Genomic DNA, 15,661 nt, shown 5'->3' with positions numbered 1-15,661 from the left:
ACCTCACTGGGTCGCGGTAAGGTTTGCTGCCCTTGGACGGGGCGCAGTGGACGGTGCGAGAGCAAGGGATCCCCGGATGCTCCTACTTGGAACGACCCGTACGAAGACCTGGCGGAGGCTGGCCGCGGCGCTGTCCGCCGCCACGCTGGGCGTGGGCCTCCTCGCCGGATGCGGTTCCGACTCCGACGACCCGGGCGACCCGGCGGACCAGGCGGGAGGCGACAGCTCCACCGCCGCGGGCGCCTTCCCGGTCGCCGTGGAGCACGCGTTCGGCACCACGAAGGTCACCGAGGCCCCCGAGCGGGTCGTCACCGTCGGCTACACGGACGACCAGACGGTCCTGGCGTTCGGCATCAAGCCGGTCGGCATGGTCGACCAGTACCCGAACCCGGCCGGCCAGAGCCCCGACATCAACACCCAGTGGCCCTGGGTGAAGGACAAGTGGGGTGACACGAAGCCCGAGGTCATCATGAAGAACGGCGACTCGGGCCCCAACTACGAGAAGATCGCCGCCCTGCGGCCGGACCTGATCATCGCGGTCTACTCCGAGATCGACCAGGCCGCCTACGACAAGCTGTCCAAGATCGCTCCCACGGTCGGCCGCACCAAGGCGGAGAAGGAGCCCTTCAGCGCGCCCTGGCAGGACAACGCCCTGCACATCGCCAAGGCGCTCGGCAAGGCCGAGGAGGGCGAGAAGATGGTCGCGGACATCCAGGGCCGACTCGACGCCGCCAAGAAGGCCCACCCCGAATTCGCCGGCCAGAAGGCCGTGGTGCTCTCCTGGTACAAGGACTCGGTCGCGCCGTTCACCTCCACCGACGTGCGCGGACGGCTCACGACGGGCATCGGTTTCACGTACCAGACCGAGATCGACAAGGTCGCGGGCGGTGACTTCTACACCACGCTCTCCCCCGAGCGCGTCGACCTGGTGGACGTCGACCGCGTCTTCGTCATCAACGACAAGGCGGACCAGGACGCGCTGAAGAAGTTCGAGCTGTTCGCCAACCTGGACGTCGTCAAGAACGGCAAGGTGTCGTACCTGCTGGACAGCGAGGGCCCGGCGGTCGGTGCGGCCATCTCGCAGGGAACCCTGCTGTCGATGCCGTACGCGATCGACCAGCTCGTCAAGTCGGCCGGGCAGGTGTGAGCGGCACCGACACCCGTCCCGCCCCGGCCGCCCTGCGCACGGCGACCGGGCGGGAGGCCACCGGATGGGTCGCGGCGCACTGCCGCGAGATGCCCTGGCTCACGGCGGCCACCGTGCTCACCACCGTGGCCGGCGCGGCGCTCCAAGTGCTCCCGGTGCTCCTGCTGGGCCGGGTGGTCGACGCGGCGGTCGAGGAGGAGCCGCGCTCGGTCCTGGTCACCGTCGGAGCCCTGATGGCGGCCGCCGCGCTGCTCGGCGCGGTGGCCACCGCGGTGTCGACCTACCTCATCGGGCGGCTGGGCGCCGATCTCCTCGCGCGGCTGCGGGAGGGTGCCGTCCGGGCGGTGCTGGGGATGCCCAGCGCGCGGATCGAGCAGGTGGGCCGGGGGGACGTGCTGTCCAGGGTCGGTGACGACGTCGCGGTGATCTCCAAGGGCATCCGGACGGCCGTCCCCACGGTGTTCTCGGCGGGGGTCCTGGTGGCCATCGCCACGGCCGGCATGTTCGGGCTGGACTGGCGGCTCGGCCTCGCGGGCGCCGGCGCGCTGCCCGCGTACGCGCTGGCCCTGCGCTGGTACCTCCCGAGGTCCGCCCCGCTCTACCGCAGGCAGCGGGTGGCGCAGGCCGACCGCGCCCAGGCCCTGATCAGCGGTCTGAACGGGATCGACACGGTCCGCGCCTACCGGCTCGAGGGCGCCTTCCGCGAGCAGGTCACCACCGAGTCGTGGCGGGTGCGCGACCTCGGCATCGAGGTGTTCCGGTTCTTCGGCCGCTTCGTCGGCCGGGAGAACCGCGCCGAGTTCATCGGGCTCACCCTGATCATCGTGGTGGGGTACGCCCTGCTGGAGGCCGGCGCCGCGAGCCTCGGCGAGGTGTCGGCGGCGCCGCTGCTGTTCCACCGGCTGTTCACCCCGCTGGGCGCCATCATGTTCACCTTCGACGAGGCGCAGAAGTCGGGTGCCAGTCTCACCCGGCTGGTCGGGGTGCTCGGGGAGGACACCGAGGACCGGCTGGTGGGGGACGCGTCCGTCGCCCCGGCGCGGGCCGTGCCCCACCCGGTGACCGTGCAAGGGCTGACGTTCCGCTACCCCGGGGCCGGGGAACCGGTCCTCAGGGACGTCGACCTGACCATCCCGGCGGGCGGTTCGCTCGCCCTGGTGGGGGCGACGGGCGCCGGCAAGAGCACCCTGGCCGCGCTGGTCGCGGGCATCGGGACACCGCAGGCCGGTTCGGTGCGCGTCGGTCCGGTCGATCTCGCCGATGTCGACGAGGCCGGGGCGCGGGCCCTGGTGAGCATCCTGACCCAGGAGACGCACGTGTTCTCCGGTCCGCTCGCCGACGACCTGCGGCTGGCCGCGCCCGGGGCCACCGACGCCGAACTCGTCGACGCGCTGCGCACGGTGGGCGCCGACGGATGGGTGGAAGCCCTGCCCGAAGGACTGCACACCCGGGTCGGGGAGGGCGGTGAGCGCCTCGACGTCACCAAGGTCGCCCAGATCGCGCTGGCCCGGCTGGTGCTGAGCCCCTCGCCCGTGGTGGTGCTCGACGAGTCGACCGCGGAGGCCGGCAGCGAGGGGGCGGCCGCACTGGAACGGGCGGTGCTGGCGGCCTGCGCGGGCCGGACCACGCTGTTCGTCGCCCACCGGCTGACCCAGGCGACGGCGGCCGACCGGATCGCGGTGCTGGACGCGGGGCGTGTGGTGGAGCAGGGCACGCACGAGGACCTGGTGGCCCTGGGCGGCCGGTACGCGCGGCTGTGGCGGGCCTGGCGAGAGGGTAGTCAGGTCGGCTGACCGGCTGACCTTCCTTCATGATCTGGAAGGGGCGTCGACTCTTCGATGACGGAACCGAGCGCTCGTCTCATACGGCTTTCCCCCAGGCACCTGACCGGCATACGCCGGCGCGTGGGCGACTTCCCCGACCGGACCATCGCCCGGGCCTGCGCGATCGGGCTCTCCTACTGGGCGACGGGACGCGGGCCCGACGGCATCGACCTCACCCCCGACACCCCGTTCGCCGCCGTACTCGCCCGGGCCGACCAGGGCGGCCCGGGGCGCGCCGGCTGGGACGTCACGGCGGACGGGAGCGGCATCGCGCTCCCGGACGGCGTCGCACCGCACGACGCCCAGCTCGCCCTGGACGACCTCGCCGACTTCCCGAACCGCCCGCTCGGCACCGTCGGACCGTCCAGTACGGCGGCGCGGCGGGCACAGCTGGCCGAGTGGAACGCGACCGAGGCCGCACGGGTCCGCCCGACCCTGGTCGAGATGTTCCGCGAACAGGCGCGTACCCGGCCCGACGCCGTCGCCGTCGTCGACGAGCACCGGTCGCTGACCTACCGTGAGGCGGCCGGGCTGTCCGCCCAGCTGGCCCACCACCTCGTCGGGCGGGGGCTGACCGCCGAACAGGTCGTCGGTGTCAGTCTGGAACGCTCCGCCGACCTGGTGATCGGGCTCCTCGGAGTACTCCAGGCGGGCTGCGCGTTCGTACCGCTCGATCCCCACTGGCCCGCCGCCCGCCGGGCCGCCGTCATCGAGGACGCCCGCGTGGTGGTGCAGCTCAACGCCTCGGGCACGCGCACCCCGGACGAACCGGAAGCCGTGCCCGTCGACCTCGGCGACTGGCGTTTCGGCTCCCTCCCCGCCGACGGCGCCCCGGTCACCGTCCCCGGGGACGCGCTGGCCTACGTGATCTTCACCTCCGGTTCGACCGGGCGGCCCAAGGGCGCGATGATCCGGCACGAGGCGATCAGCGAGCGCCTGCTGTGGCAGGTCCACGAGATCCTCGGCTTCGGACCCGACGACGCGTCGCTGTTCAAGGCGCCGCTGTCCTTCGACATCTCCGTCAACGAGATCTTCCTGCCGCTGGTGTCCGGCGCCCGGCTGGTCGTCCTGCGGCCCGGCGGCGAACGCGACCCGCACCACCTGCTGGACGTGATCGCCGGACAGCGCGTCACCTTCACCTACCTCGTGTCGTCCATGCTGGACGTGCTGCTGGAGATGGCCGGCGACTCCGGGCGCCTCGACAGCCTGCGGCACGTCTGGTGCGGCGGCGAGGTGCTCACCCCCGAGCTGTACGAACGGTTCCGCACCCGGCTCGACATCCCCCTGTACCACGGCTACGGCCCGGCCGAGACGACCATCGGTGTCTCGCACGTCGTCTACCGGGGCGCGGCCGAGCGCCTGTCCACGTCGATCGGCCGGGCCAACCCCAACACGCAGCTGTACGTCCTCGACGACGAACTGCGCCCGGTCCCGGTCGGCGTCGGCGGCGAACTGTACGTCGGCGGCCTCCTCCTGGGACGCGGCTACGTGGGCGCCCCCGGCCTGACGGCGTCCCGGTTCGTGGCGAACCCCTTCGCCGACGACGGCTCCCGGCTCTACCGGACCGGTGACCTCGCGCGCTTCGCCCCCGACGGCTCCCTGGACTTCCTCGGCCGGGCCGACAACCAGGTCAAGATCCGCGGGATGCGCCTGGAGATCGAGGACGTCGAGGCCGGCCTCGCGGAACACCCCCGGGTCCGCCACACCTGCGTCGTCGCGAAGAGGAACGCGGCCGGCGGCACGTACCTGGTGGGGTACGTGATCCCCGCCGCCGGCCACGACGACCTGCGGGCGGACGACGTCGAGGCGTGGGCCGGCGAGCACATGGTGGAGTACATGGTGCCCGCCCACGTCGTGGTGCTGACGGAGTTCCCGCTCACCGCGAACGGCAAGCTCGACCGGCAGGCTCTGCCCGAACCGGAGACCGCCGGGGCCCTGGTCGTGCCGCCCGCCACCGAGAGCGAGCGCGCGGTGTGCGCGGCGGCCGCGGCCCTGCTCCGGCTGGACGAGGTCGGCGTCGACCAGGACTTCTTCCGGCTCGGCGGGGACAGTATCCTCGCGATCTCGCTGCTCGCCGCCCTGCGCGACGCCGGTCTCCACGTCACGGCGCGCCAGATCTTCACCCACAGCACCCTGGGCGCGCTCGCGGCGGTGGCGAGCCGCGAGGACACCGCCCGCGTGGACCCCCGGGACGTGCCGACCGGCCCCGTCGCCGGCTCACCCGTTCTGCGGTGGCTCGGCGAGACCACGGACGCCGTGGACGGCTTCGTGCAGTCGGTGGTGCTCAACACCCCGGCGGACCTGACAGCCGAGGGGCTCGACGCGATCCTCGCGGCCGTGGTCGCCCGGCACCCCATGCTGAGGGCCAGGCTGGTGCGCGGCGACCGCTGGAGCTTCGACATCCCGGACCCGGACCCGGCGGACCGGCCGGGCCACGAGGCCGCGCGGTGGCAGGAGAGCGACCGGCCGCTGGACGCGTGCGTCGCCCTCGCCACCCGGGCGCTGGACCCGGAGGGCGGCGCGATGCTCCGCACCGTCTGGCGCCGCACGGCACGGCACCTGGTCCTCGTCGTCCACCACACGGTGATCGACGGCGTGTCCTGGCGCGTCCTGATGGAGGACCTGGCCACGGCGTGGCGGCAGTTCGCCTCCCGCGCACCGGTCGAACTGCCCCCGACGGGCACGTCCTTCAGGCGCTGGACCCAGCTCCTGGAACGCGCGGCCTTCGACGCGGACGGCTCCTACTACCGGCGCCCCCTGCCGGGAGCGGACGCACCGCTGGGCCGGCGCGCGCTGACCGCGGCCGACACCGTGGCACGGGAGCGGGTGCGGACCGTGTCGGTCGGCCCCGAGGTGACCGCCGCGCTGCTGGGCGAGATCCCGGCGAAGTTCCACGCGGGCGTCAACGACGTGCTGCTGACCGCCCTGGCCGTCGCCCTCGCCCGCCGGCGCCGTGACCTCGGCCAGGACCAGACGTTCGCGTACGTCGAACTCGAAGGACACGGCCGCGAGCCCGCGTTCGTGGCGCCCACCGCCGGGTTCGAGCCGGAACTGTCCAGGACCGTGGGCTGGTTCACCACCCTGTTCCCGGTGACCGTCGACCCCGGCACGGCCGACGACCTCACCGCACCCGCCTACCTGGCCGCCGCCCTGAAGGCGGTCAAGGACGACCTGGCCCGGGTCCCCGGCAACGGCGTCTCCTACGGCGCCCTCAGGTACCTGGCCGGAGTGGAGTTCGACGCCCCCGCGCCCCAGGTGCTCTTCAACTACCTGGGCCGCTTCGAGGCCGGGACCTCGGCGGACTGGCAACTCGCCCGCACGACGGGACAGTTGGGGGAACGGCGCGATCCGAGGATGCGCCTGCCGCGGCCCCTGGAGTTCAACGCGATCGCCGAACCCGCTCCGACCGGCGGATACGAGCTGGTCACCACCCTCTCCTGGCCCGACGGGATGTTCACCGACGACGACATCGCGACGCTCGGCGCGTACTTCCGCGAGGCCCTGGCCGGGCTGGCCGCGCTGGACCGGGGCGGCCACTCGCCCGGCGACTTCCGCCCGCTGCCGCTCACCCAGGCCGACGTCGACGCCCTGGACGGCCCGGCACTGCGGGACATCCTGCCGCTGACCCCGTTGCAGGAGGGCCTGTACTTCCACTCCGCGTACGACGACGGGACGGGCAGCTACGTCGAGCAGCAACTGCTGACCCTGGACGGCGAGGTGGACGCCGGCCGGCTCGCGGCGGCGGCCACCCGGCTGCTGACGCTCCACCCGAACCTGGCCGCGCGGTTCACGGCCCTCGCCGACGGCCGCGTGGTCTGCGTACTGGAGAGCGGCGTCGAGGCGCCGTTCACCACACTGGACCGGCCCGGCATCACCGACGACGAGATCCGCGCCCTGGCCGAACGGGACCGCCGCACCGGGTTCGACCTGGCCACCGGCCCGCTGATGCGGTACACCCTGGTGCGCGGCGGCCCCGGCCACGACGTCCTGGTGCAGACCGTGCACCACATCATCGCCGACGGCTGGTCGGTGATGCCGATGCTCCGCACGCTGCTGGCCGAGTACCACGCGCCGGGGAGCACCTATCCGCTCGGCGGCTTCCCCGACTACGTACGCCTGCTCGCCGCACGCGACGACCAGGCGAGCGAGGAGGTGTGGCGCGAGCAACTCGCCGGACTGCCCGGTCCCTCGCTGGTCGCCGAGGGACACATCCCCTCCGACCGGTTCGCCGACGCCACCGTGGAGCCGGCGGACGACATCGACGCCGCCGCCCGGTCGGCCGGCGTGCCGCTGAGCGTCGCCGTGCACAGCGCATGGGCGGTCACACTGGGCGGCATCCTGCACGGCACGGACGTGGTGTTCGGCTCCACGGTGTCCGGACGCGACGCGGACGTCCCCGGCGTCGAGGACATGGTCGGCCTGCTGATCAACACCATTCCCGTGCGCGCCCGTTGGTCGGGCACCACCACGGCCCGCGACCTGCTCGCCTCGGTCGGCGCGCACATGAGCGCGGTCCGGCCGCACCAGCACGTCTCGCTCGCCGGGATCACGCGCCGGACCGGCCTCGGCGCCCTGTTCGACACCCTGGTGGTGTTCGACGTACCGGCCGACGTGGAGGGCCTCCGGCGGCCCGGCGACACGCTCGTCGTCACCGGCGTCGTCAACGAGGGCGCCCCGCACTACCCGTTGACCCTGGTGGTGGAACGCACGCCCGACGGCCGCCCGCGCTTCAACCTGATCCACGACGGCGCGCTGCTGCGCGAGGCGGGCGCCCACGGCATCCTGCGCACGTTCACCCGGACCCTCACCGGACTCCTCACCCGCCCGGACGCCCCGATCGGCGAGCCGGCCGCCCAGGGCAGCACCCGGCACCCCGAGCCGGTCGCCCCGACGACCCTGGGCGCACTGTTCGACGCCGCCGCACGCAGGGACCCGGCCGCCACCGCCGTCACCCAGTGCGCCCTCGACGGCGCCACCCGCTCCCTGACCTACGGCGGACTCGCCCGCGCCGCACAGGACCTGGCAGTGGTCCTGCGCGCGGCGGGCGTCGGCCCCGGACAGCGCGTCGCCGTCGCCGTCCCGCGCTCCGTCGAGCAGGTCGTCGCCCTGGTCGCGGTCGTCACTGCCGGCGGCGCCTATGTGCCGCTGGACCCGGCCCACCCGGACGAGCGGCTGGAGTACGTCCTCGCCGACGCCGCCCCGCAGGTCGTCCTCGTGGACCCGGACCACCGCGAGCGCTTCACCCACCTGCTGTCCCGGGCCGGGACGCCGACGGCCCGCGTGCTGGTGCAGGGGGAGGAGCCGCCGCCGGCCGCCACCGCACCGCGACGGCCGGCCCGCCCGCACGACCCCGCCTACGTGATCTACACCTCCGGATCGACCGGCCGGCCCAAGGGCGTCGTCGTCCCGCACTCCGCCGTCGTGACGCTGCTCGCCCGCACCCGGCCGCACATGGACTTCGGCCCCGACGACGTGTGGGTCCAGTTCCACTCCTACTCCTTCGACTTCGCCGTCTGGGAGCTGTGGGGCGCGCTCGTCCACGGCGGCGAACTGCTGGTCCCGGAGTACGGACTGACCCGCTCCCCGCTCGACTTCCACCGCCTGGTCCGGGAGCGCGGGGTGACCGTCCTCAACCAGACGCCGTCGGCGTTCTACCGGTTCGTCGAGGCCGACCGGCACCTCGGTGAGCCGCTGCCCGCACTGCGCCGGGTCGTCTTCGGCGGCGAGGCCCTGGACCTCGGACGGCTGCGCGACTGGGTCGACCGGCACGGCACCGGCAGGCCCGAACTGGTCAACATGTACGGCATCACCGAGACCACCGTCCACGTCACCCACCGGGTTCTCACCGACGCGGACTTCACCGCCGACGGCGGCGCCAGCCCGATCGGCGGCCCGCTGCCCGGCCTCGTCACCCACCTCCTCGACGAGCGGCTCCGGCCGGTGCCGCCGGGCCGGGTCGGCGCCGTGTACGTCGCCGGTGACCAGGTGTCGCTCGGCTACCTGGGCCGGCCCGGACTCACCGCCGGCCGGTTCGTCGCCGACCCGTTCGCCGGCGACGGCTCCCGCATGTACCACACCGGTGACCTGGCCCGTCGTACGCTCGACGGCGAGCTGGAGTTCGCCGGCCGCGCCGACGACCAGGTCCAGCTCAAGGGCTTCCGGGTCGAGCTGGGCGAGGTCGAGTCCGCGATCCGGGAACTCGACGGCGTGCGGGACGCGGCCGTCACGGTGGCGGACGGCGGCGACCACCTGGTCGCACACGTCGTGGGCCGTCCGTCCGGCGATCTCGCCACCCTCCTGTCGGCGAAGCTGCCCGCGCACATGGTGCCGAGCCGGTCACTCCCGCTCGACGCCCTGCCGCTGACGGTCAACGGCAAACTCGACCGCGAGGCTCTGGAGTCCAGGGCCCGCGCGGAGACGGCCTGCGAAAGCGACGCCGGGCCGCACCGAGCCGCCTCGCCGCTCCATGAGCCGCTCCATGGCGAGACCGACCACGAGACCCCGGCGGCCGCCTCCGCACTCGCCGCCCTGGTGGAGATCTACGCCGGCACGCTCCCCGGCTCCGCCGCGCACCCCGACACCGACTTCTTCACGGCGGGCGGCGACAGCATCGTCGCCATCACCGTGGTCAACCGCGCCCGGGCGCTCGGACTGCCCGTCACACCACGGGACGTCTTCCTGCTCAGGACACCGCGCGCGCTCGCCGCGCACCTGGCGACGCTCACCCGGCCGGCCCAGGAGCCCGCGCCGGCCCGCCGCGAGGACGGCCCGCTGCCCCCGACGCCCATCATGCTGCGCCAGCGCGAACTGGGCGGCTCCCTCACTCGGTTCGCCCAGGCCAGGACGGTGCCGGCCCCCGAGGGCACGGGCTTCGCCGACGCCGAACGCGCCGCGCGGGCCGTCGTCGCCGCGCACCCGGCGCTGCGCCTCGCGCTGCGCGTCGCGCACGGGGTGTGGTCTCTGCGCACCGACCCCGGTCGCGAGGTGACCGTCGCCCGGACGGACCTGACCGACGCGACCGCCGTCGCCGACGAAGCCGCCGGCCGCCTCGATCCCGAGTCCGGGAACGTCATCGCCTTCGCGTGGCTGGAGACGACCCGGACGCTGGTGGTCACCGTGCACCACCTCGCCGTCGACGCGGTGTCCTGGCTGGTCCTGCTCGACGACCTCGCCACCGCGATGCGCGGGGCACCCCTGCCGCCGCCGACCACGTCCTACGCCGAGTACGCCGAGGCACTGACGTACCGTGCCGCCCACGCGGCCGGGGACCTCGCCCACTGGATCAGCACGCTCCAGGCACCCGCACCGCTGCCGTCGGGCGGGACGGCGCGCGAGAGGACGGTCGTGCTCCCGCCCGGGGCGAGCGACCTCGTGACCCGCGCCGCGCCCACCGCGCTCGGCGTGGGACCCACCGAGCTGCTGTGCGGCGCCCTGCGCACCGCGCTGACCGGCATCCAGCCGTCGCCCACCGACCTGGCGATCGACCTGGAGACCCACGGCCGGGTCCCCGCCCTCGCCCACCACGACTACACCCGCACGGTCGGCTGGTTCACCGCCGTCGCGCCCGTGCGGCTCACCGCCCACACCGACCCCGTGGCCGCCGCGCGCGAGGTCGCCGCACGCCGGCCGGACGAGCGCGGGCACGTCGCCTACGGGCAGCTCAGGTACCTCGACCCGCAGACGGCGCCCCTGCTGAGCACCGCCCGTCCGCAGGTGCTGTTCAACTACCTCGGCCGCGGCGGCGAGTCCGGGGCCCTGCGCCTGACCCGCGGCGAGCAGGGCAGCCCCTACGCCGTCGAGGTCGACGCCTGGACCGACGCGGCCACCGGCAGCCTGCACGCGGCCTTCACCCTCGCCGAGGGCGTCCCCGACGAGATCACCGAGCACTGGACCGCCGCGCTGGAGCGCCTCGCGGACGCCGCCGCGACGGCCGAGCGCACCGCGCCGGTCACCCCGCTCCAGCGAGGCCTGTTCTTCCAGACCCAGCTGACGGGCCCGGCCGGACACTACGTCGCGCAGAGCTGGTTCACCTTCGACCGCCGCCTGGACACCGGCGCGCTGGCCGACGCGATGGCGTACGTGATGGCCCGGCACCCGGTCGTGGGCGCCGGTTTCACCACCGACGACGACGGAAACCCCGTCCAGGTCCTCGCGGCGGGCCGGCGGGTCGACGTCCGCACGGCCGAAGCGGCGACCGAGGCGGAGGCCGAGGCCCTGCGGGCCCGGGACCGGGAGACGGGCTTCGACCCCGGTGCGCCACCGCTGGTCCGGCTGACCGTGGTGCGGCTGCCCGGCGACCGCGACGGGCTGCTGCTCAGCTATCACCTGCTGCTGTGGGACGGCTGGTCCCGCGAGATCGTGCTGCGGGACCTGTTCGCGGCCTATGAGTCCGTCCTCGCGGGCGAGCCGCCGGCCGCGGTCCCGGCCACGCCCGCCTTCGAGGAGTACGCCCGGGCCCTCGACGCCAGGGACACGGCCGCGTCGGAACGCTTCTGGGCCCGGCACCTCGCCGGCCTCCCCGGCCCGACGCTGCTCGCCGGACCGGCGCCCGCGCCGTCCGACGCCCTGCCGCGCACCCACGTGCGCACGCTCACCGCCGCCCGGTCACAGCGGCTGCGGGACGCCGCCAGGACCCACGGCGTCACCCTGAACACGGTTCTGACCGGCGCGTTCGGGCTGCTCCTCGGCGCCCGTACCGGCCGGGGCGACGCCGTGTTCGGCGTCACCGTCTCCGGGCGCGAGGGCGAGGGCCTGTCCGGCATCGTCGGCGTCCTGCTCAACACGGTGCCCATGTGGACGCGGGCACGACCGCACGACACGGTCGGCGCCTACCTGACGGCGGTGCAGGCGGCCCGCGTCGAGGCCATGGAGCACGAGCACCTCGGCCTCGGCGAGATCCAGCGGGCCGGCGGCCACGACACCCTCTTCGACAACCTGTTCGTGCTCCAGAACTTCCTGGACCCGGACGCCTTCGCCGAGATGAACGCCCGGCACGGCATCACCTCCGTGCGGGCCGGCGACTCCACCCACTACCCCTTCACCTGGGTCGTCACCCCCGGCGACCGGCTGACCGTCAAGCTGGAGCACCGCGACGACGACACCGGCACCGCCGGCCGGCTCCTCGACGACTACCTGAACGTGCTCGACGAGCTGGCCCGGTCGGCCGGGCCGGTCGGCGCGTTGCGGATACCGGGTCCCACGCCGGAGCGCGCCGCACGCACCGGCATCGGCACGGACACCGTCGTCGACCGGTTCGACCTCGCCGCGGACCGCGCCCCGAGCCGGGTGGCGCTCGTCGCCCACGGCGCCACTCTGACCTTCGCCGAACTCCGGGACCGCAGCCGCGCGGTGGCCGGTGTGCTGGCCGGGCGCGGCATCGGCCCCGGGAGGACCGTGGGCCTCGCGATCCCCCGGTCCCTCGACTCGATCGTGGCCCTGTTCGCCGTACTGCGCACCGGCGCCGCGTACGTGCCGCTGGAACTGGACCACCCCGACGAGCGGATCGCCGCGATCGTCGCGGACGCCCGCCCGGACGTGATCCTCACCGTCGCCGCCGTCTCCCCACGGCTGACCGGCGACCTGATCGAGCTGGACCGGCCACTGCCCGCGGCCGAACCGTTCGCGACGTTCTCGCCCGACGACCCGGACCGCCTGCGCCACCCCGCCTACATCATCTACACCTCCGGATCGACGGGGAAGCCCAAGGGCGTGGTGACCGAGTACGCCGGACTCACCAACATGCTGCTCAACCACCAGCGCCGGATCTTCGAGCCGGTGCTGGCGGACCACGGCCACCGGGTCTTCCGGATCGCGCACACCGTGTCGTTCGCGTTCGACATGTCGTGGGAGGAACTGCTGTGGCTCGCCGACGGCCACGAGGTGCACATCTGCGACGAGGAACTGCGCCGGGACGCGCCGAGGCTCGTCGCGTACTGCCTGGAGCACGGCGTCGACGTCGTCAACGTGACCCCGACCTACGCCCAGCAACTCCTCGCCGAGGGACTGCTCGACGACCCCCGGCGGCGGCCGGCGCTGGTGCTGCTGGGCGGCGAGGCCGTCACCCCGTCGCTGTGGCGGCGGCTCGCCGAGACCGAGGGCACCGTCGGCTACAACCTGTACGGGCCCACCGAGTACACCATCAACACCCTCGGCGTCGGCACCTTCGAGTGCCCGGACCCGGTGGTGGGCGTGGCCATCGACAACACGGACGTGTACGTCCTGGACCCGTGGCTGCGGCCGGTGCCCGACGGCGTCCCCGGGGAGCTGTACGTGGCGGGCGTCGGCATCGCGCGCGGCTATCTGGGACAGCCCGCCCAGAGCGCGCACCGCTTCGTCGCCTGCCCCTTCGGCGCCCCCGGCGAGCGCATGTACCGCACCGGTGACCTGGTGGAGCGCCGGCCCGACGGGAACCTGACGTACCTGGGCCGCACCGACCAGCAGGTCAAGATCCGGGGCCACCGGGTCGAACCGGGCGAGGTCGAGGCCGCGTTCGCGGCGCACCCGGCGGTGCGCTTCGTCGCCGCCGTGGCCCAGGCCGACCCCCAGGTCGACGGGGCGTACCGGCTCGCCGCCTACCTCGTGCTGGACGGCGCGGACCTGGCCGCGGTCGCCACCGAGGTGGGCGCCGCGCTGCCGGACTTCCTGCGCCCCACCCACTACGCCCAGGTCGACGGCATCCCGCTGACCGTGAACGGGAAGGCCGGCACCAAGGCCCTGCCCGAGGCCAAACCGCTGGGCGCGCTCACCACGGCCGGGGAGCGCGGTCCGAGGACCGGGACCGAGACCGTGGTGTGCGCGTGCTTCGCCGAGGCACTGGACCTGGACGACGACGAGGTGAGCGCGGTGAGCGACTTCGTGTCCCTCGGGGGACACTCCATGCTGGCGGTCCGGCTGACGGGCCTGCTCCGACGGGAGTACGGTCCAGTGATCACCATCCGCGACCTGATGACCCTGCGCACCCCGGAAGCGATTGCCCGCCACCTCGATGACCACTCCTGACCAGCGGCGGCCCCGCCCGGGCGCCGACATCCTGCGCACCGCGCTGCGCCGCAACATCGGCGCCATGACCTGGGGCACCGTCCTCATGGGCCTCTACCAGGCCGGTGAGACCGCCTTCCCCATCGCCCTCGGCCTGATCGTCGAACACACGATGCGGGACCGCACTCCCGCCTCGCTCGGCCTGTCGGTCGCCGCGCTGGCCGTGATCATCACGACCGTGTCGCTGTCGTGGCGCTTCGGGATGCGCGTTCTGCAGAAGGCCAACACGACCGAGGCACACCGCTGGCGGGTACGGGTCGCGGCCTGCGGCCTCCAGCCGGTGGCCAGGGACGTCGACCTCAAGTCCGGCGAGGTGCTGACCATCGCCACCGAGGACGCCGACCAGACCGCGGACATCATCGAGGTGGTGCCGCTGCTGGTCAGCTCACTGGTCGCCGTGGTGATCGCAGCGACCGCGCTGGGTCTCGCCGACATCCGCCTCGGACTGCTCGTCATCGTGGGCACCGTGGCGATCCTGTCGGTCCTCAGCGTGATGTCGAAGCGGATCGGCTCCAGCACCCGCGAGCAGCAGGCCCGGGTGGCGCGGGCGGGCGCGAAGGTCGCCGACCTGATCATCGGCCTGCGCCCGCTGCACGGCTTCGGCGGCAACCACGCGGCGTTCCGCTCCTACCGCGAGGTGAGCACGGAGGCGAAGCACCAGGCGATCACCGTCGCGCGCGTCAACGGCGTGTACGCGGGCACCGCGCTGGCCCTCAACGCCGTCCTCGCCGCCGCCGTGACCCTGACGGCCGGCTGGCTCGCGTTCGACGGCCGGATCACCATCGGTGAGCTGGTCATGGCGGTGGGGCTCGCGCAGTTCATCATGGAACCGCTGAAGCTGTTCTCCGAGATGCCGAAGTACGTCATGATCGCGCGTGCGTCCGCCGAGCGCATGGCGCTGGTCCTGACCGCGCCGCCGGTGGCGGCCCCCGGCCAGGGGCGGCCGGCCCCGGGCGGCGACCTAGAAGTCGACGGCCTGCGCCACGGCGCCCTGCGCGATCTGCGATTCCGGGTGGCCGCCGGGGAGTTCGTGGCGATCGCCGCGTACCAGCCGCGCGCGGCGGCCGACCTCGCGTCGGTCCTCGCCCTGCACGTCCCACCGGACGCGTACGAGGGCGTCGTACGGGTCGGCGGCAAGGCACTCGCGGACCTGTCGGCCGAGGCCGTCCGCGAGCACATGCTGGTCAACCCGTACGACGGGGAGATCTTCGCGGGCACCCTGCGCACCAACATCGACCCGTCGGGCACCAGCCGGTCGGTCCCCGAGGCCGTCGAGGCGTCCATGCTGACGGACGTCGTCGCCCTGCACCGCGAGGGACTCGACCACGCCGTCCGGGACCGCGGCGCGAACCTGTCCGGCGGCCAGCGTCAACGGCTGTCCCTGGCCCGCGCCCTGGCCGCCGACCCCGACGTGCTCGTCCTGCGCGACCCCACCACGGCCGTCGACGCGGTCACCGAACAGCTCATCGCCCGCAACGTCGCGAAGCTGCGCCGGGGCCGCACCACCCTCGTGATCACCAGCAGCCCCGCCCTGCTGGACGCGGCCGACCGGGTCCTCGTCCTGGACGACGGCGTCGTCACCGCCGAGGACACCCACCGCAACCTGCTCGCCACCGACGAGGACTACTGCCTGGCCGTCGCCCGGTGACCCGGC

At 74.0% G+C, this 15,661-nt stretch carries 4 protein-coding genes; all 4 read left to right on the top strand.

From position 1 onward, the window contains the following. Positions 1 to 76 precede the first annotated feature (76 nt). Genes ACFIF2_RS01155 through ACFIF2_RS01140 form a run of 4 tightly spaced genes read left to right on the top strand, consistent with a single transcriptional unit; the run spans position 77 to position 15,655 of the window. Positions 77 to 1,147 carry an iron-siderophore ABC transporter substrate-binding protein gene (locus ACFIF2_RS01155; RefSeq protein WP_395570520.1) on the top strand — a complete coding sequence of 357 codons (1,071 nt, stop codon included), beginning with the start codon at positions 77 to 79 and terminating at the stop codon, positions 1,145 to 1,147. Then, a complete protein-coding gene (locus tag ACFIF2_RS01150; RefSeq protein ID WP_395570519.1) occupies positions 1,144 to 2,940 on the top strand; it encodes an ABC transporter ATP-binding protein in 1,797 nt (598 codons plus the stop codon). The genes ACFIF2_RS01155 and ACFIF2_RS01150 overlap by 4 nt, the downstream gene beginning before the upstream one ends. A 45-nt stretch (positions 2,941 to 2,985) precedes the next feature. Continuing rightward, the gene (locus tag ACFIF2_RS01145) at positions 2,986 to 13,968 is read left to right on the top strand and encodes an amino acid adenylation domain-containing protein (protein WP_395570518.1); all 10,983 of its coding nucleotides are present in this window, start codon (positions 2,986 to 2,988) and stop codon (positions 13,966 to 13,968) included. Beyond that, on the top strand, positions 13,955 to 15,655 hold the full coding sequence (locus ACFIF2_RS01140) for an ABC transporter ATP-binding protein (RefSeq protein WP_395570517.1): 1,701 nt from the start codon (positions 13,955 to 13,957) through the stop codon (positions 15,653 to 15,655). The genes ACFIF2_RS01145 and ACFIF2_RS01140 overlap by 14 nt, the downstream gene beginning before the upstream one ends. The last annotated feature ends 6 nt before the right edge of the window (positions 15,656 to 15,661 follow it).

It is taken from the genome of Streptomyces sp. BK79 (assembly GCF_044142145.1).
Lineage (GTDB): Bacteria > Actinomycetota > Actinomycetes > Streptomycetales > Streptomycetaceae > Streptomyces.
The sequence above is the reverse complement of the archived record's forward strand: the minus strand, read 5'-3'. Positions and strand labels throughout refer to the sequence as shown.

Coding starts and splice junctions, on each gene's coding strand:
- ACFIF2_RS01140 (WP_395570517.1), top strand. CDS start 13,955: ATGACCACTCCTGACCAGCGGCGGCCCCGCCCGGGCGCCGACATCCTG.
- ACFIF2_RS01145 (WP_395570518.1), top strand. CDS start 2,986: ATGACGGAACCGAGCGCTCGTCTCATACGGCTTTCCCCCAGGCACCTG.
- ACFIF2_RS01155 (WP_395570520.1), top strand. CDS start 77: ATGCTCCTACTTGGAACGACCCGTACGAAGACCTGGCGGAGGCTGGCC.